The sequence below is a fragment of the Kribbella yunnanensis genome (genome assembly GCF_039529655.1).
Taxonomy (GTDB): domain Bacteria; phylum Actinomycetota; class Actinomycetes; order Propionibacteriales; family Kribbellaceae; genus Kribbella; species Kribbella yunnanensis.
Genome location: NZ_BAAANF010000022.1, coordinates 228567 through 246537 on the forward strand (window position 1 = coordinate 228567; position 17971 = coordinate 246537).

A 17971-nucleotide genomic window follows, 5' to 3' on the forward strand; every position below is an offset into this window, starting at 1 on the left:
GGCAGGCCTACTTCGCGATGTTCAGCGTCGTCCGGCCGATCCGGATCGAGCCACCGATCTCGGCCGGCACCGGGCGGGTCACCCGCTGGCCGTCCAAATACGTCCCGTTGGTCGAGCCGAGGTCCTCGACCCACCACTGACCCTCGGACAGGAACAGTCGCGAGTGCCGGGTGGAGGAGTAGTCGTCGTCGAGCCGGATCTGGCAGTCCGAACCGCGGCCGATCACCACCGGCTCCTCGACCAGGGTCGCACCGACCCCGGCCTGCGGGCCGTCGGCGATCGTCACCGATCCGGGCAGACCCTTGCGCTTCTTCACCGGTTTGGCCGGCTTCGGCGTCCGGGCCGCGGCCGGTACGGCGGCTGCCGCGGCCCGGCTGTCCACCTTCGCCCCGAACAGGTCGGAGCGAATCACCGAGAGCACGGCCAGCACGAACATCCACAACAGGGCCAGGAACCCCAGTTTGATCAGGGTCAGCGTCAGTTCCGACATGGTCCCGCGGTCACCACCCGCTGCTCGGCGGCTGAGCCATCGGCTCGTCCGCCAGCCGCAATGTCATCGTGGTGTTGCCGATCCGCACCGTCGAGCCGTCCACCAGTTCCTGCTCGGTGGCGCGCCGGCCGTTGACCAGCGTGCCGTTGGTCGAGCCGAGGTCGACCAGCACCACCCGGATCCCGCCGTTGCCCTCGGGCATCAGCCGGATCTCCGCGTGCCGCCGGGAGACCCCGGGGTCGTTGATCTGGATGTCCGCGTCGGTACCGCGGCCGAGCACGACACCCGGCGGGTTGACCGGGCGGCGGCGCCCGTTGACCTCGAGCATCACCTGCGGGTGGCCGCTGCGACGTGGCTGCGGGGCGGGCGGTGGGGTGACCGGGGCGCTCTGCAGCACCGTCTGGCCGTCGTTCGGCGGCACGTAGGGCTCCTGCTGGTAGGGCTGCTCATAGGACGGGCTGCGTCGTTGGGGCGTCCCGACGGTCGCACTGACCACCCGGAACTTACCGGTCGGGAGGTCGTCCTGCTGGGTCAGCTCGATCTCGATCGGCCCGGAGAACGTGTACCGCTGGATGTCGGCATGGTCCCGCAGCTCGTTGGACAGCTCGTGGTTGAGGGTCCGGCCGTACGCGTTCAGGCGCTCGAAATCGCCCGGGCCCAGTTCGATGGTGAAGTGGTTCGGCACCAGCCGCCGGTCCCGGGACAGGATCCGGGCGGTGTTGTCGATCTCACGCTTGAGCGCCGCAGCCAGCTCGATCGGCTCGACATCGCCCTTGAATGCGCGCGCGAAGACACCGCTCACGATGCCCTCCAGACGTCGCTCGAAGCGCTGCAGCGGTCGCACGCCTCCTCCTCCAGGTCGGTCCACGGTCCGTGTCCACCGGTCATGGCGGACACACCGGGTACGACGATCGATCGTAACGGGAGGTTCGACCGAACCCGCAATGTGAAGCACCGGGGAATCCCGTGCTAATGTTCCTTCTCGTCGTCAGGACATCGTCCGAGCGGCAGCGCGCGGGTGGCGGAATAGGCAGACGCGCACGGTTCAGGTCCGTGTGCCCGAAAGGGCGTGGGGGTTCAACTCCCCCCTCGCGCACAGCGAATGCCAGCAGGAATCCCGGTCGAGAGACCGGGATTTTTTGTTTGTCGGGACGTGTGGTGGCTCACAGCGCCGTCCGGTTGGTGGAGCGTGGGTCGGTGACCGCGCGGGAGCGGTAGATCTCGCCCTTGTTGGCGATCGCTCGCCAGGGGCGGGCGGCGCGGAGCGGGAAGTTCACGGTGGGGTCGTCGCGGTCGATGGTGGCGATGGCGAGCTCGGACTGGCCGACCACCTGGGTGGTGTAGAGGCCGGCCGGGGTGATCAGGCCGGACGGGGTCGGGTCGTCGGGCAGTGCGGGCAGTGAGGTCGAGACCCAGTAGCAGTTGATCGCGGCATGAGCGGCGGCCTTGGTCTCGAAGGGCTCGTTGGCGCCGTACGACGAGAGCAGCAGGCACTCGACGCCGAGTCGCTCGTACTGCGCGAACAGGTGCGGGAAGTTGATCTCGATGCAGATCAGGGCGCCGAAGCGGTAGCCGTCGACGTCGAAGACGACGGGGTCGAAACCGGGTGTGTAGAAGTGCGTGATCTCGGTGTGCGAGCAGTACCGCTTGTCGTAGCGGTCGACCAAGGCGCCGGTGTCGGAGATCACGTACAGGCTGTTGTGCGGGCGGTGCGGCGGGGTCAGCGGATGCGCCGAACCGAGCACGACCCAGATCTCCAGCTCGGCGGCCAGGGCCATGATCTTCTCGAGCTCGGTGCGGACGGCCGCCCAGTCGACCTGGGACCAGTCGGCGATCTGCGCCTTCGCGTAACCGCTCAGCATGCCTTCGGGAAACTGCACGAGCCGAGCCCGCCCGGCCGCTGCCTTCCGCATCAGCGAACGAACCGTTTTCCCGTTCGCCGCCGCGTCCGCAGTGATGGTCGGCTGAGCGATGGCAATGCGAATCCCCGTCATCGCCCTACCGTCTCAGCCCGCGCCGACAGATGTGGGGACCGGCGCGGGGAATCCGTTCGCTGCAACGACTGGTCAGGAACCTTGGTAGGCGGAATCTCTGCGGGACATGTGCTCTCCTTCGTTCTTCCGTACCATCGCGCACGAGGTTTGACCGCAACCTTGTGTCAGCCTTGAATCCGCAGGTCAGCGCGCTGGAGGGACCATGGAGTACGGCGTACTCGGGGAGGTCGTGCCGACGGAACTGGGGCATTTGCGGCAGCGTTCGGTGCTGGCCGTGCTGCTCCTCGAAGCCGGTCGCCCGGTCACCGCGGACCAGCTCGTCGACCGGGTCTGGGGCGACAGTGCACCGCAGCGCGCACGCGAGACGCTATACGCCTACCTGTCCCGACTGCGCACTGTTCTCGACGCAGAGCTCGTCCGTCAGTCCGGTGGCTATGTTCTGCAGGTCGACCCGGACCAGGTCGACGTCCACCGCTTCCGTCGTCTGGTGGTGGCGGCCGGTGCCGAGCAGTCCGTAGCTCTCTTCGAGGAGGCACTGGGCCTCTGGCGCGGTGAGGCTCTCGCCGACCTCGACACGCCTTGGTTCGTCGAGCAACGCGAGCGCCTGCACGCGGAACGCTTCGCGGCCGAGCTCGACCTGACCGACCTGCAGCTGGCCCAAAACGAGTACGGCGATCTTCTGCCCGTGCTGCGGAGTCGCAGCCAGGCGCATCCGCTCGACGAGCGCGTGGCCGGTCAGCTCATGCTGGCCTTGCAGCGAGCCGATCGTGCTGCTGACGCACTGCTGGAGTACGACCGCATCCGGCGCGCACTGGTGGACGAGCTGGCGATCGAACCATCCGCCCGGCTCCAGCAACTACAGCAGCAGCTCCTCGGCACCACCCAGGTCGACCGCGTGGTGCCACAGCAACTACCCGCGGCACCGGCCACCCTCATCGGACGCGATCCGGCGCTCAAGCAACTCACTACTGCTCTGGCCGGGGACCACCAGCAGGCGACGGTTGCGGTGTCGGCTGTCGGTGGCGCTGGTGGAATCGGCAAGACCTCACTGGTTCTGCACTGGGCGCATCGCAACCTGGCGCGGTTCCCGGATGGCCAGCTCTTCATCGACCTGCGCGGTTTCGACCCGGTGGAACCACCGCTGCCGGTCGAGACAGCCATGAGCGGTCTACTCCAGGCACTCGGTGCCGGGCGGCTCCCACCTGATCCACAAGCCCGGGCAGGTCTGTACCGGACCATGCTGGCGGGCAAGCGGCTGCTACTCGTCCTGGACAACGCCAAGGAGAGCTCTCAGGTCGCACCACTGCTGCCCGGTACGGCGGGGTGCACGGTGATCGTGACCAGCCGCAATCGCCTCGGTGGACTGCTCACGCGACACGGCGCCGTACCGGTCGACCTTGATGTCCTCGATCCCGCCGACGCGAGGGATCTGCTGCAGCGACAGATCGGTGCGGACCGAGCGAGCGCGGAGCCGACAGCGTTCGACGAGCTACTGACGCACTGTGCCGGTCTGCCGTTGGCACTGGCGATCGTGGCCGCCCGGATCGCCGGCCGGCCCGACTTCCCGTTGTCAGCCTTTGCAGCTGAGCTTCGAGACACCGAGGCTCGGCTGGACGCGTTCGAGGCCGGTGAGCTCGACGCGGGGCTACGCAGTGTCTTCGACTGCTCGTACCGAGCACTCGACCCAGATGTCGCCGCCCTGCTCGCGTTGCTGGCTCGCGTCCCCGGACAAGACATCAGTACGGCGTCAGTGGCGGCGCTCGTGGACGGGAGTCCGCGGCGCAGTCTCGCCCGGCTGGAGAGCGCGCACCTGGTTCGCCAACATGCTCCCGGCCGCTACAGCCTGCACGATCTGATCCGCCTGTACGCCCGTGAGCAGAAGGTCGACGACAGTCAGGCTCTGTGGCGATTGGCCGACCACTACCGCCGGGGCGCAGTCGAGGCGGACCGGGTGATCGCTCCGGGGCGCTCGCCGGTGAACGGCGACCAGATCGGTCCGTTGGGTTTGAAGGACCGCGACGAGGCCAGTGCGTGGGTCGATGCCGAGGCCGACAACTTGCTGGCCACTCAGCGGCTGGCCATGGAACGCGGCTGGCACGACATCGTCTGGCACCTTGCCTACGGGTTGGTGGTGTTCCAGAGCTGGCGTGGGCAGGACACGTTGACTGCGGAGATGTGGGCGAACGCACTGACCGTCGTACCGGAGTTGGATGACGCGGCGGATCAGGCGATGGTTCACCGCTACTACGGTCGTAGCCGAGGACTGTTGGGTGAGCGCGACGAGGCGTTGTCGCATTTGGAGCAGGCACTTGTCTACGCAGCACGCAGCGGTCGGCCGACCGAGCATGCGGCCTGTCTGCAGATGCTCGCCGGCGCACTGTGCAACCAGGACGACTACGAGGCCGCTCTGCCCTATGGGCTTGCTCAGCTGGAGCTGTACAAGACGTTCGGCAAACAGCGCTGGCTTGCTGACTCCTACAACATCGTCGGCTGGATCCACGCCAAGCTCGGCCACTACGAAGAGGCGCGGGCAGCCTGCCTGGCGTCACTCGAGATCTTCGAGCAGACCGGTGACCACGACAGCCGGGGTGATGTGCTGGACTCGCTCGGCACGGCAGCGCTGGCGGCCGGGCGGTTCGACGAAGCGCTGGTCGCGTTCGCGGATGCGCTCACGTCGTACGAGCAGGTCGGCAACGTGCGTCAGATAGCCGAGACCCGGGACCACATCGGCGACGTGCACCACGCCCGCGGCGACCTGGCCGAGGCACGCAAAGCGTGGCAGGACGCCCTGACGGCGTACAGCGATCAGGGTCGTGACCAGCAGGCCGAGAGTGTGCGACTGAAGCTGACCACCCTCGACGCCGAGCGCTAGACGCGATTGCGGCGGTGCCGGCCGGTGGGTGCGTTCGGGCGCAGGTCGGGTGCACCGAGGAGCATCCACAGGGCTAGCAGGGCCGCGCTGATGAGACCGGCGATGCCGGCCAGGTCGGTCAGGCTCATGTGCTTCTCTTTCCAAGGGCGGGCGACTCGGGCGGCGGCGAGGTCCGCTGACAACTGACCGGAAGTGACGTGGGCTCACATCAGTCGTGATGGCATAGGAGTGCCGTGGCTGATCAGTGTCAGCAAAGATTTGATCAAAGCCGCGCGGAAAACGGTCGCCGTGGGCGCGGCCGGACTGGTTAGCTGGGAGCTGCGGAGGTGAATCGATGCAGGACGGCTTGTTGCTCGACGCCCGGGAGGAACGGGCTTACCGGCTGCTCGTCGGCTTGTCGGCCGCGCGTTCCACCGAGCTGGCGGAGGTGGCCGAGCTGTCGCCGCAGGAGGCCGTCGAGGTGCTGCAGCGGTTGCAGGCGAAGGGGCTGGTCGCGGTCAGCCAGTCCGCCGACGAACCGGTGTTTCGCGCGCTGCCGCCGGATGTCGCGCTCGGGACCACGCTGTTGCGTCGCCAGGAGTCCCTCGAAGCGGCCCGTAAGACAGTCGCCGTGCTGAGCGAGGAGTTCCGGGCCAGCGCCAGCCGTCGCGACGCACACCATCTGGTCGAGGTCGTCGTCGGTGCCGCGGCACTGCGCGAGCGGCTCCGGGACCTGCAGGAGTCGGCCCGCGAGGAGATCCTCTGGTTCTGCCGAGCGAACCCACTGGCCATGCAGGGCGCCGAGAACACCGAGGAGTACGGCGCTCTGTCCCGCGGCGTGCGCTATCGCGCCATCTACGAGCGTGCGCTGCTCGAGACACCCGGTGAGCTCGACACGATCGCCGAGGGCATCAGCTGGGGTGAGGAGGCCAGGACACTGCCCACTTTGCCGGTCCGGCTCGCGATTGTGGACCGCGCGACCGCAGTCTGTCCGCTGGTCCGAGACGACGAGCTAGGCATCGGCGAACCCACCGCGGCGGTGATCAGTCGCGGCCAGCTGCTCGACGCAGTCCTGGCGCTCTTCGAGAGTCACTGGGAGATGGCCACTCCGGTGACGATGCACACGGCCGAGCAGACTGGCGTTCTCGACGACCACGAGCGCTTCCTGCTCTCACTCCTCGTCGCCGGCGTCCCCGACAAGTCGATCGCCTCGCAGCTCGGGATCAGTCGCCGTACCGTCCAGCGCCGCCTGGATCGACTGATGTCGCTCGCCGGTGTGGACACCCGCACCGGCCTGGCCTACCAAGCCGCCAAACGCGACTGGCTGTGACCCAGGCCGGTGCGAGCCGGACCTACTTGACGCCGTACGCCTTGATGACGGTCTGAGTGATCTTGGTGCCGTTAGCACCAGTTGCTTGGACCTTCAGGGACACCGTGTTGCGGGCGCCGGTGACGACGGCGAGGTACTGGCCGAAGGCGCCCACCACGGGGAGCCGCTGCCAGGACTTGCCTTCGTCGTACGACGCCCACGCCTGCAGGCCCTTCGTCTTGGGCGCATCGAAGCCCAGGACATGTGTGCGCGATGCACGGCCGCTCAGGTCGGTCGGCGCCTTGTAGCCGACCTGCAGCAGCGATAGCGGGGTTGCCCTGTCCTCTGCCGTCTTGGCGGACCGGAACTCCCAGCTGGTCTGAGTACGCGTACCCCAGAGCCATTCACCCTCCGGATCGTCCCGCTCGGTGCTGAGGTCCAGCCGGTACGACGCGTCGCCGCTGGAGGTGATCACGTCCTGCCACGCATCAGGCAGGTCGGCGATCTTCGTACCGTTCCGCGACAGCGTTGCGGAGGCCGCAGTGGTCTCGCCGACCGTGTAGTGCCCGTCCGAGTCCACGAAGGACGGGATGCGCAGCGAGAGCCGGTCACCTGTCCTTGTGGAGACCACACCGGGTGCAGCGGCCGGCCGGACGACCGGACCGAACCACGTCTCGTTCGACGTACCGGTGCGGTAGCTCTTGGGCCGTTCGGTCATGCCGCCGCGGAGCGGGTTCATGTTGTCCCAGGTCCAGAGGTGGTGGACCCGGTGCTGCCAGAGCGAGTCACCGGAGGTCACCCACTCCTCACGGACCTTCGGCGTCTGGACGAACCGCTGGTAGTCGTTCCACGAGTAGTCCTGCCAGGGACGCCAGCCGAACCGCTGCTCCTTGGCCCAGCCGAAGCCGCCGTTGTCGTTGTAGCGCGTGGTGACGCGAGCGGAGTTCTGCGGGGTCACCTGGTAGGTGATCTTGCTGGGGATCGCTCCGGTCGACACCTGCTGTACGTCGTACAGATACGGGCTCGACGTGGTCAGCGTGACGTCGATGCTCGCGTGGCCGCGCCGGGCACGGTCGATCAGCTTCTGACCGTTGCCGGCCGTGGTCACCATCGCCGGGATCGGCTCCCGGTCACCCAGCGGTCGCCAGACCGTCCACGCGCCCTGTCCGGCCGGCCGGACCAGGATGATCGCAGCGGCTCCAGCCGCAGCCGCTGCTGCGATCTGGTCCTGCTCACTCACGTCGTCCCGAGTGGGCTCGACCACCAGCGCACCCTTGGCTGCCTTGAGCACGAGCGGGAACCGACGCTTGCCTTCGTACGACGGCGACTGGTGCAGCAGGTTGATGTCGACCCCGGGCAGCGAGGTCTGAACCATCGGCGCGACCAGTTGCCAGCGCGAGGAGAACTCGAACTTGCCGTCGGCGACCGGCTTGGTCGGCGTCACGTTCACCTGCTGCACCGTGCTGAAGTGCATCACCCCGTGGCTGATCGAGCGGCCGTTCGGGTACTCGCGGTGCACGTAGTAGCTCAGGATCGACTGCTGCTCGGACGGCTTCGGCGTCTCGATGGTGATCGGTACCGCCTTGCGCGCGTCGATGACGATCTCCCGGTCCTTGTCGACCAGCACGTTCGGATCGGTGAACAGGCTGACCTGCTCGCGCTCCGGGTCGTAGTTCTCGACCAGCGAGTGCAGCAGGTACGTGCCCTCTTCGATCTCAGCCTGGTAGGTCTGGCCGTCGCCGATCCACGCCAGTACGTCGGAACGCGAGTTGCTGCCGTAGAGCGAGATGACGGGGACTCCGGTCGGCTTGCCGTCCAGTCCGACCGCCCGCAGGGTCACTGTGTGCTTCGGTCCCTGCTTGAACGCGCCAACCGCAGTGTGGGTGAGCACTCCGCCCGGTCCGGTCGCTGTGACCCAGCCGCTGTGCAGACCGCGCTCGAGCTTCGCGGTGTCCAGGTTCAGCGAGACGTCGGTGCTTCCGTGCGCCGGAACGGTCACAGTGGCGGGGAGGCCGAACGCATCGGTCTCGGCCTTGCCGTTGTCGAGGTTGGTGACGGTTGTGGACAACGCCAGCGTGATCGGTGCTGCGCTGTCGTTCCGGTAGGTGATCTGCTTGCTGGTTCCGGTCAGGCCGAAGTCGGCCACACCGGTGGCGAACACCTGCTGGACAACCGCACGCGTCAGGTCGACCCGCCCAGCACCTTGCTGGTAGGCGGTCTGGTTCGACTGCGTCTTCGCGGTGCTGACCAGCGCGTTCTTGAGCTGGTCCGCCTTCCAGTCCGGGTGCTGCTGCGCGAGGAGCGCCGCAGCGCCGGCCACGTGCGGCGTGGCCATCGACGTACCGGAGGCGGCTGTGTAGAGGTTGTCGACCGGGTTGCCCATGGCAGTGCCGGCCGCGCGGGCCGCGACGATCTCCACACCCGGTGCGGTGATCTCCGGCTTCAGTCCGCCGTCAACGATCCGCGGTCCGCGGCTGGAGAAGTCGGCCAGCTTGTCGGTGCGGTCGACGGCTCCGACAGTGAGGGCCGAGGCAGCTGAGCCCGGCGTACCGACTGTCTCCTCACTCGGGCCGTCGTTGCCGGCCGCTACGACGAACAGCGTGCCGGTGCGGGCTGAGATGTCGTTGACGGCCTGGCTCATCGGGTCGGTCCCGTCGGTGGGTCCGCCGCCGAGGCTCATGTTGACCACCTTGGCGCCCTTCGCGGCTGCCCACTCCATGCCGGCGATGATCCACGAGTCGTACCCGATGCCGTCGTCGTTGAGCACCTTGCCGATCAGCAGGTCAGCCTGCGGTGCGACGCCCTTCCGGGTACCGCCTGCGCCCGCACCGGTGCCGGCGATCGTCGCAGCGACGTGCGTGCCGTGACCGAAGTGGTCGACCGGTCCGGTCGCGCTGTTGGAGAAGTCCTCGGACTCCTTCACCTTCCCGGCCAGATCGGGGTGCTGCGCATCCACACCAGTGTCCAGTACGGCGACCTGTACGCCGGAGCCCTGGTAACCCGCCTTCCACGCATCCGGCGCACCGATCTGCGGAACGCTCTTGTCGAGCGTCGGACGCACCTTGCCGTCCAACCACACCTTGCTCACCCCGCTGCTGAGCGACCGTGCACCAGCAAGTGACTTCCACAGCTGCGGGAGCTCACCCTTGGCCGCAGACACCGCAGCGCCGCCGATCGAGTCGAGCTGCCGAGTGGTCGTCGTACCGGCGAGTGCGGAGGAGGCGCGGGCTCCCCCGGCGTACTTGACGATCAACGGGAGCTGCGGTGCGGCCGAGTCGCCGTACCCGTCCCGGATCAGCTCGTCGACGTCGAACAGGTCGACGTCGAGAACGCCGGTGGAGATGTACGGGACGGCGTCACTCGGCAGCACGCGCAGTCCGCCGTCCGCCTCGACGGTGTGGAAGGCCACGCGTTCGCGGCCCGGTCCGGGCTGGACACTGGCCGCCTTCTTGCCGTTACCGGCGTCGGTGACCGAGACGACGTCCCCGGTGATCAGGGTGACGGAGCTGGTGGTGGGCTGGACACTCTCGCGCTGGGGTGGTGACCCCGCGCTGGCAGGCGCCACCGTGACCGCGCCGAGGGTCAGCACCGCGGCGAGGGTGACCGCAGGGATCCGTGGTGAGGGCATGGGCAGGTCTCCTCGTTCGGAGTTCAGTAGTTCACAGGCGTGGGGACGGCCTGTTCCGTTTGAGTTTGCAATCTCGTCACGGTGATCCGCTCTGTCCATCACTGCCGCCTGTGCGACATGGCGCAAGGACGCCAGCAACCGGCACCATCAGCACATGAGTGCGATTGCGGTCCGCAAGTGGGCATGGTTGGGGACTCTGCTGGTCGGGGCGGCGCTGTACTTCGCCGTCCTCGCAGTGCTTGCCGACACCAACAACCCGAACCTGTTCCCGACGATGATCCTGCTCGGGGCACTGGTGGTCCCGCTGACGTTCGTGACGTTCGCGGCGGGCCGGTCCGGGCGGTGGCTGATCGACGGGCCGACGCTGGGCGGGTGTCTGCTGTTCGGCGGGGTGGTGGGCGTAGTGGTCGCCGGACTGCTCGAGTACGACGCCATGCGCCGCCTGGGCACGTTGCCGATGCTCGGGGTCGGGCTGATCGAGGAGGCGGCCAAGCTGGTCGTCCCGGCGATCCTGGTGGTGTTCTTCGGGCACCGCTACCGCAACTCGATCGGGCGCGGCATCGTCATCGGAGTCGCGGTCGGCACCGGGTTCGCCGTACTGGAGACGATGGGCTACGCCTTCGTCGCTCTGCTGCAGTCCGGTGGGAACGTCGGCGCTGCCGAGCAGACCCTGTTCGTCCGCGGCCTCCTGTCGCCGGCCGGCCACGCCGCCTGGACCGGTCTGAGCTGCTGGGGCCTCTGGCGCTTCGTGAGCGCCCCGAGCGGCAAACACCTCGCCGGATTCGCCGGCATGTACGCCCTGGCGGTCGCCCTGCACACCGCCTGGGACGGCATCGGCGGCGTCGTCACCTACGCCGTGGTCGGCGTCATCTCCATCGGCCTCCTCCTCTTCGGCCTCCGCCGAGCCCAGCGAGCAGACGTCATCGCCTAGACAGTTTGTCCGTGATGGACATATCGTCCAGGTGTGACGCCTGAGCAGATTGCGCCTGTTGGTGAGGTGCTGGCGCGGTTGTTGTCGCCGCATGCCGAGGTGGTGCTGCACGACTCGGTGACGGATCGGATCGCGATGATCTGGAATCCGCTGTCGGGGCGGGAGCCTGGGGATCCGTCGTTGCTCGGCGAGCTCGATGAGCTGGCCGAGAGCGGGCGTGATGCGTATGGGCCGTATCCGAAGGTGCTGCCGGATGGGCGTCGGCTGTCGAGTGTGAGCGCCGTACTGCGGGACGAGGACGGTACGGCGGCGTACGTGCTGTGTGTGAACGTGGATCGGACCGCGTTCGAGACTGCGAGTCGGTTGCTGGCCGCGTTTGCCGCACCGGCGTCCGGACAGCCGCGGGTGTTCTTTGAGCATGACTGGACCGAGAAGCTGAACGAACTCGTGGCCGGCTACGTGCAGGAGCGCGGTGTGCCGGTGGAGCGGCTGAGTCGGGCAGATCGGGTGGAGCTGCTCGGTCGGCTGGATGTGGCTGGTGTGCTCAGTCAGCGGCGGTCGGTGCCGACGGTGGCGCGGGCGCTGCAGGTGTCGCGGTCTGCGCTCTACCAACTACTTGCTGAGGCCCGGAAGGAGCCGCATGCCGACCCTGCCTGATTTCCGGCTGGAGACCCATTTCGCGCGCTGGGAGTTCACCGCGCGGTACCACCTGACCGCATCGGATGCGCAGACGCTTCCGATGTCCGAGCTGCTTGCACTGGCCGATGACGACGGTCGCGAGCGGTGGGAATCGCTGGCGCTCGGGTACACCGAGGTGCGCGGAATGCCTGCGCTGCGGGAGGCGATCGCGTCGATGTACGACGTAGCGCAACCTGAGGACATCCTGTGCTTCGCGGGTGCGGAGGAAGGGATCTACCTCGCCATGCGCACGCTGCTCGAGCCGGATGACCACCTGGTTGTGCTGACGCCGAACTACCAGGCGGCCGAGACTGTGCCGTCGTCGGTCGCGGAGGTGACCGGTGTCGCGCTGCGGCCTGAGGATGGGTGGGCGCTGGATGTTGATGCGATCGAGCGTGCGCTGCGGCCGAATACGCGGATGGTCTCGGTCAACTTCCCGAACAACCCGACTGGCGCGGTTGCTTCGCCTGAGGCCTGGCAGCGGCTCGTGGAGCTGTGTGCGGAGCGCGGCATCCTGTTGTTCTCCGACGAGGTCTACCGCGGGCTCGAGCTCTCGCGTGATCCGTTGCCTCAGGCAACAGACTTGTCGGGTACGGCGATCTCGCTGAATGTGATGTCGAAGGCGTACGGGTTGCCCGGGTTGCGGATCGGGTGGATCGCGTGCCGGGATCACGCCGTACTGGACCGGCTCGAACGTGCCAAGCACTACACGACGATCTGCAACTCGGCACCCAGTGAGGTGCTCGCGCTGATCGCTTTGCGGGCTCGCGATCAGTTACTCACGCGGAACCGCGGGATTGTTGCTGCGAACCTTCCGGTCTTCACGGAGTTCTTTGACCGCTACCCCGACCTGTTCGAGTTCACCGCGCCGGACGGTGGGTGCGTGACCTATCCGCGCTACCTCGGGGCGGATGGCGTAGAGGCGATGTGCGAGGCGCTGGTGGAACAGGCCGGCGTACTGCTGCTGCCCGCGAGCATCTACAGCTCCACGCTGACCGAGACACCTCCTGACCGGTTCCGGGTCGGTGTGGGTCGACAGAATCCCGAACCGGCATTGGCTGTCTGGGCGGACTGGTTGGAAAGCCGGTGACGCTGCCGGTGTTTGGGCTCGACGCGATCAGCCAGGTCGCGAAGCCGGCGGTGGTGTTCGACGCAGTGCGGTCGGCGCTGATCGCGCATGCGGAGGGACGGACGTCGGTACCGGCGCCGATGGTGCTCGAGTTCCCGCAGTACGCCGGGGACACGCACGTGAAGGCCGGTCACGTGGCCGGTACGCCGTACTTCGTGGTGAAGGTGGCGAGCACGTTCGGCTCGGTCAACAACGGGCTGGTGCTCGCGGTCGACGCAACCAACGGTCAGCCGGCCGCTGTGCTCGCCGACGAAGGCAAGCTCACCGCATGGCGTACGGCGGCCGCCGGTGCGCTGATCACTCACGCGATGACGCCAGTCGGAGTCGACGAGGTCGCCGTACTAGGCACAGGTGAGCAGGCGCTCCTCCAGATCCTGTGGCTACACGAGCTACGCCCGCTCCGTCGAGTGAAGGTCTGGGGCCGCCGCCCAGAAGCCGTCGACCGCCTCTGCACCCAACTGCAGTCAGCCGGCCTGCACGCCACACCCGACGGCCTAACCGGCGCGCCCTGTGTAATCACCACAACAGCCGCCCGCGAGCCGCTACCGCTGGACGCCTTCCGAGAAGCCATCCACATCACCGGCATCGGAACCGACATGCCAGGCAAAGGCGAACTCCCACCCGCCCTGTTCGCCAACGCCTTCGTGGCCACCGACGACCACGCCCAATGCCTCCACCACGGCGACCTCGCCAACGCAGTCCAAGCCGGCGTGATCGGCGCAGAGGACGACGTCGCCGCAGGAGTAATCCTCCGCGACGGAATGCCCAGCCGGGCCGCGCCGCCAGCCCCGGCCCCGACGCCTGGTGCGCGTCCCCTCTCCACCACCTTCCCCCGCAACCACCGTTCGATTGCGGATCTCACCGGGGTGGGAGCAACTGATGCCGCCGTTGCGGGAGCGATCCTCGGTCAACTGGTTCGTTAATTGGCATCAGCAGGTTCGTAAGTGGACTGGTTGCATCATGTGCAACCAATGCTGCGTGATTTGACCGGTTTAGGCCTCCAAGTCCGCACATTCCACCGCGTACACGCTCTCACGGAATAGTAACGGACGCTTCTGAACTATTGACCCGTCAGTCACGCCTGGGGAATTCTCGGGGCCTCTGCAGGAACAGGTTCATACCAGGGGTGATCCATGAAGTTCCGTTCGCTTGCCGTGGCCGCAGTCGCGGCCCTGTCGCTCACCGCTCTCGCGGCGTGTGGGTCCGGCGACAAGAACGCAGCAAGTTCCGGGCCGAAGACCATCGACGTGTGGCTGATGAAGGGGAGCGTCTCGGACGACTTCCTGAAGCGGTTCACCGATGATTTCGCCGCCAAGCACACCGACGTCAAGCTGAACGTTCAGATCCAGGAGTGGAACGGGATCGGCCCGAAGATCATCGGTGCGCTGGCCAGCAAGGACGCGCCGGACGTGATCGAGGTCGGGAACACGCAGGTCGCGCAGTACTCGGCCTCCGGTGGCGTCCGCGACCTGACCGACAAGAAGGCCGACCTGCAGGGCGACGACTGGATCGAAGGTCTGGCCGGCCCGGGCAACTACGAGGGCAAGCAGTTCGGCATTCCGTACTACGCGGCGAACCGCGTCGTCGTCTACCGCAAGGACCTGTTCGCGGCGGCCGGGATCAAGACCCCGCCGAAGACCCGCGAGGAGTGGCTGGCGGCGACCGCCAAGCTGAACACCGGCGGCAACCAGGGCATCTACCTGCCCGGCCAGAACTTCTACGTGCTGTCCGGCTTCATCTGGGACGAGGGCGGCGACCTCGCGGTCCAGGAGGGCGACAAGTGGAAGGGCGCGCTCGGCTCTCCCGAAGCGCTCAAGGGCATGGAGTTCTACAAGCAGATCCAGGCGCTCGGCAAGGGCCCGAAGGATTCCGACGAGGCCAAGCCGACCCAGACCGACGTGTTCGCGCAAGGCAAGGTCGCGCAGATGATCGCCGTACCGGGTGCGGCCGAGCTGATCGCGCAGGCGAACCCGGCGCTCAAGGACAAGCTGGGCTTCTTCCCGATCCCGGGCAAGACCGCCGACAAGCCGGGTGCGGTCTTCACCGGCGGCTCGGACCTGATCGTGCCGGAGGCGTCGGACGCCCCGGACGCGGCCTTCACCTTCATCAAGGAGCTGGCCGGCGAGAAGTGGCAGGTCGACCTGGCCAAGTCGATGAAGTACGTGCCGAACCGCAAGGCGCTCGCGTCCCAGGTCACCGGTGACGAGGGCACCAGCGCGATGGCGGCCGGTGCGGCCAACGGGAAGGCGACGCCGAACTCGCCGAACTGGGCCGCGGTCGAGGCCAAGAACCCGATCAAGGAGTACCAGACCAAGGTGCTCACCGGCGGTGACCCGGCCGCGGCGGCCCAGGCGGCCGACGCGATCATCACCGAGGCCCTGAACAGCGGAAAGTAGACCGTGGCTGTCGCTCTCGCCGAGCGGACCGCCCCCGCCCCCGAGCCGGAACCCCCGGCCCGGGCCCGGCGGGGGCGCCCGCGGGTTCTCCCCTATCTGCTCATCGCGCCGACCGTGCTCGGGATGGCGTACCTGCTGATCTACCCGCTGATCCGCAACCTGGTCATCTCGTTCCAGAAGTTCGGGATCGCGCAGCTGATCCGCGGCGGCGCCGAGTTCGTCGGCATCGACAACTACCGGGAGATCTTCACCGACGACAAGTTCTGGTCAGTGGTCGGCCGGACCTTCGCGTTCACCGCGATCAACGTCGTACTGATCATGGTGCTGGCCACCCTGGTCGCGCTGCTGATCGATGCCCTGGGCAAGTGGATGCGCTTCCTCGTGATGGGCGGCCTGGTGCTGGCCTGGGCGATTCCGGTGCTGGCGGCAACGACTGTGTTCCAGTGGTTGTTCCAGTCCCAGCTCGGGGTGGTCAACTGGGTGCTCGTCCAGCTCGGGTTCACCCAGTACGACGGCTATGCGTGGTTCGCGGACGGTACGTCGACGTTCGCGATCATCGTGATCATGATCGTCTGGCAGTCGGTGCCGTTCGCGGCGCTGACCCTGTATGCCGCGATCACCACAGTGCCGAAGGAGATCTACGAGTCGGCGTCGATGGACGGCGCGGGCCCGATCCGGATGTTCGGGCTGATCACGTTCCCGATCCTGCGGCCGATGTTCGGGCTGATCCTGTGCCTGGAGGTGATCTGGGTCTTCAAGAGTTTCGTGCAGATCTGGGTGATCAGCCAGGGCGGACCGGGTGACGCGACCCTGACACTGCCGGTGTTCGCCTACCAGATCGCGCAGTCGCTGAACCGGTACGACCTCGGTGCCGCGATCTCGATGGTCACCGTGCTGCTGCTGACCGTCGTACTGCTCGCCTACTTCCGGCAGCTGTTCAAGGAAGAGGGCGAACTGTGAAGCCGAAGCGGATCGTCCTCAACGTGATCGCGCTGGGAGTCTTCGCGTTCGCGGTCTTCCCGGTCTACTGGATGGTGCTGACGGCGTTCAAGCCGACCAAGGACATCCAGGCCGAGACACCGTCGTTCTTCCCGACGAACGTCACCTTCAGCCACTTCAGTACGGCGGTCAACGCCGACGGCTTCTGGTTGTTCTGGCGGAACTCGGCGTTCGTCGCGATCACCGGCGTACTGCTCGCTCTGGTGGTCGCGTGCCTGGCCGCGTTCGCGGTCGCGCGGCTGAAGTGGAAGGGCCGGCAGGCGTTCATCGTGATGGTGTTCGTCGCGCAGATGACGCCGTGGGAGGCGTTGCTGATCCCGATGTACGTGATCGCGCGCGACACCGACATGCTGGACAAGCTGCCGATGCTGACGCTGATCTACTTCATGATGACGTTGCCGTTCACGATCGTGACACTGCGCGGATTCCTGAACGCGATCCCGGCCGATCTCGAGGAGGCCGCGCAGGTCGACGGGTGCAACCAGTTCCAGGCGTTCCGGCGGATCGTGTTCCCGCTGCTCGCGCCGGGACTGCTGTCCACGTCGCTGTTCGGTTTCATCACCGCGTGGAACGAGTTCGCGTTCGCGAACCTGCTGATCATCAAGGAGCAGGACCAGCGCACGCTGCCGGTCTGGCTCTCGTCGTTCAGCAACACCTTCGGCACCGACTGGGGCGCGACGATGGCCGCGGCCACGTTGTTCATGCTCCCGGTCCTGCTGATCTTCCTGGTCCTCCAGGGCCGCGTCACCTCTGGTGTGGCGGCCGGAGCAGTGAAGGGCTAGTCAAACGTCAGCCGCGTCGTGATCCGGTACCGGTCTCCGCGATAGATGGAGCGCGTGTACTCGATCACGGCGTGGTCTGCGTTCCGCGTCGTGCGCTCGAAGAGCAGAGCCGGGGAGTGCACCGGTACGCCGAGCAGTTCGGCTTCGTCAGCGTCCGTCACGGTCGGCTCCGCAGTCTGTACGGCATCCTTCGGCGCAACGTGGTACCGCGAGCGCAGCAGCCCGTAGAACGAACCGAGCTCGAAATCGCGACCGGTGATCCCGGGAACGAACACGGCCGGGATGCGGATCCGCTCGATGCACATCGGCGTACCTTCGACGAGCCGCAGCCGCAGCGCGGTGACCAGGTCGTCGACCGGTGACATCTCCAGCTTGTGGCCGAGCCGTGCACCGGCCGGACCGACCTCGAAGCTGAGCAGTCGACTTGGCCACGGCGACCCCTCCGCCAACGGTGCCTGGTAGTCGCCGGACGCGGTCGGCTCGAGCGCCTGCTGGATCTTGCGGGCGCTGGTGAAGGTGCCGCGACCGTGCTCGCGGATGACCAGACCGTCGCGCGCCAGGTCGTCGAGAGCCGCCCGCAACGTCGGCCGGGAGACGCCGAGCACCTCGCTCAGTGACCGCTCCGACGGCAGCGGCTCACCGGGGTTGCGCTCCTCGATCAGCCGCAGCAGCTGGTCCCGCGCCTCGGTCCGTCTCATGACGAAACCTTACCAGTGGTTAACCGCGTCCCGGCATTTCCGAACCTGCTTTACGCATTGACTTTACCAATTGGATAGACCAACCT

The 17971-nt window shown here is 67.3% G+C and carries 15 protein-coding genes and 1 tRNA gene; 10 read left to right on the top strand and 6 right to left on the bottom strand.

Annotation, left to right across the window (positions count from 1 at the left end; translation table 11 throughout):
* Positions 1-7: 7 nt before the first annotated feature.
* Together ABD231_RS32910 and ABD231_RS32915 are read right to left on the bottom strand one after the other, a co-directional pair.
* Positions 8-490 (bottom strand): FHA domain-containing protein FhaB/FipA, encoded by a 483-nt coding sequence (locus ABD231_RS32910; RefSeq protein WP_132406816.1) that lies wholly within the window; start codon positions 488-490, stop codon positions 8-10.
* Between the two features lie 10 nt (positions 491-500).
* Positions 501-1334: an FHA domain-containing protein gene (locus ABD231_RS32915; RefSeq protein ID WP_344160845.1), complete on the bottom strand. Its 834-nt coding sequence runs from the start codon at positions 1332-1334 to the stop codon at positions 501-503.
* Between the two features lie 168 nt (positions 1335-1502).
* Here ABD231_RS32915 and ABD231_RS32920 point away from each other — a divergent pair.
* Positions 1503-1586, top strand: a tRNA-Leu gene (locus ABD231_RS32920).
* Positions 1587-1653: 67 nt separating this feature from the next.
* On the opposite strand, the gene ABD231_RS32925 is transcribed toward ABD231_RS32920, so the two are convergent.
* Complete coding sequence (locus ABD231_RS32925; protein WP_344160848.1) at positions 1654-2484, bottom strand: carbon-nitrogen hydrolase family protein; 831 nt, start codon at positions 2482-2484, stop codon at positions 1654-1656.
* Between the two features lie 202 nt (positions 2485-2686).
* On the opposite strand from ABD231_RS32925, the gene ABD231_RS32930 reads away from it, so the two are divergent.
* A complete protein-coding gene (locus ABD231_RS32930; protein ID WP_344160851.1) occupies positions 2687-5356 on the top strand; it encodes an AfsR/SARP family transcriptional regulator in 2670 nt (889 codons plus the stop codon).
* Here the strand turns inward: ABD231_RS32930 and ABD231_RS32935 are convergent.
* Positions 5353-5484: a hypothetical protein gene (locus ABD231_RS32935; RefSeq protein WP_344160854.1), complete on the bottom strand. Its 132-nt coding sequence runs from the start codon at positions 5482-5484 to the stop codon at positions 5353-5355. The two genes, ABD231_RS32930 and ABD231_RS32935, sit on opposite strands and share 4 nt — an antisense overlap.
* Before the next feature lie 206 nt (positions 5485-5690).
* Between ABD231_RS32935 and ABD231_RS32940 the strand changes: the two genes are divergently transcribed.
* Complete coding sequence (locus tag ABD231_RS32940) at positions 5691-6665, top strand: helix-turn-helix domain-containing protein (protein WP_344160858.1); 975 nt, start codon at positions 5691-5693, stop codon at positions 6663-6665.
* A 22-nt stretch (positions 6666-6687) separates the two neighbouring features.
* On the opposite strand, the gene ABD231_RS32945 is transcribed toward ABD231_RS32940, so the two are convergent.
* Positions 6688-10272, bottom strand: a complete 3585-nt coding sequence (locus ABD231_RS32945; protein WP_344160861.1) for a S8 family serine peptidase — start codon at positions 10270-10272, stop codon at positions 6688-6690.
* Between the two features lie 154 nt (positions 10273-10426).
* On the opposite strand from ABD231_RS32945, the gene ABD231_RS32950 reads away from it, so the two are divergent.
* The 7 genes from ABD231_RS32950 (at position 10427) to ABD231_RS32980 (ending at position 17187) form a co-directional block, all read left to right on the top strand.
* Entirely contained in the window at positions 10427-11203 is a 777-nt protein-coding gene (locus ABD231_RS32950; RefSeq protein WP_344160864.1) for a PrsW family intramembrane metalloprotease, read from the top strand.
* 33 nt (positions 11204-11236) lie between these two features.
* Complete coding sequence (locus ABD231_RS32955; RefSeq protein ID WP_344160867.1) at positions 11237-11860, top strand: helix-turn-helix transcriptional regulator; 624 nt, start codon at positions 11237-11239, stop codon at positions 11858-11860.
* Complete coding sequence (locus ABD231_RS32960) at positions 11844-12971, top strand: aminotransferase class I/II-fold pyridoxal phosphate-dependent enzyme (RefSeq protein ID WP_344160870.1); 1128 nt, start codon at positions 11844-11846, stop codon at positions 12969-12971. Before ABD231_RS32955 ends, ABD231_RS32960 begins: the two co-directional genes overlap by 17 nt.
* Positions 12968-13933, top strand: coding sequence for an ornithine cyclodeaminase family protein (locus ABD231_RS32965; RefSeq protein WP_344160873.1), 966 nt, complete (start codon positions 12968-12970; stop codon positions 13931-13933). The genes ABD231_RS32960 and ABD231_RS32965 overlap by 4 nt, the downstream gene beginning before the upstream one ends.
* Before the next feature lie 210 nt (positions 13934-14143).
* Entirely contained in the window at positions 14144-15406 is a 1263-nt protein-coding gene (locus tag ABD231_RS32970) for an extracellular solute-binding protein (RefSeq protein WP_344160876.1), read from the top strand.
* 3 nt (positions 15407-15409) lie between these two features.
* Positions 15410-16366, top strand: a complete 957-nt coding sequence (locus ABD231_RS32975) for a carbohydrate ABC transporter permease (RefSeq protein ID WP_344160879.1) — start codon at positions 15410-15412, stop codon at positions 16364-16366.
* Complete coding sequence (locus ABD231_RS32980) at positions 16363-17187, top strand: carbohydrate ABC transporter permease (RefSeq protein WP_344160882.1); 825 nt, start codon at positions 16363-16365, stop codon at positions 17185-17187. The genes ABD231_RS32975 and ABD231_RS32980 overlap by 4 nt, the downstream gene beginning before the upstream one ends.
* On the opposite strand, the gene ABD231_RS32985 is transcribed toward ABD231_RS32980, so the two are convergent.
* On the bottom strand, positions 17184-17885 hold the full coding sequence (locus ABD231_RS32985; protein ID WP_344160885.1) for a GntR family transcriptional regulator: 702 nt from the start codon (positions 17883-17885) through the stop codon (positions 17184-17186). The two genes, ABD231_RS32980 and ABD231_RS32985, sit on opposite strands and share 4 nt — an antisense overlap.
* Between the last annotated feature and the right edge of the window lie 86 nt (positions 17886-17971).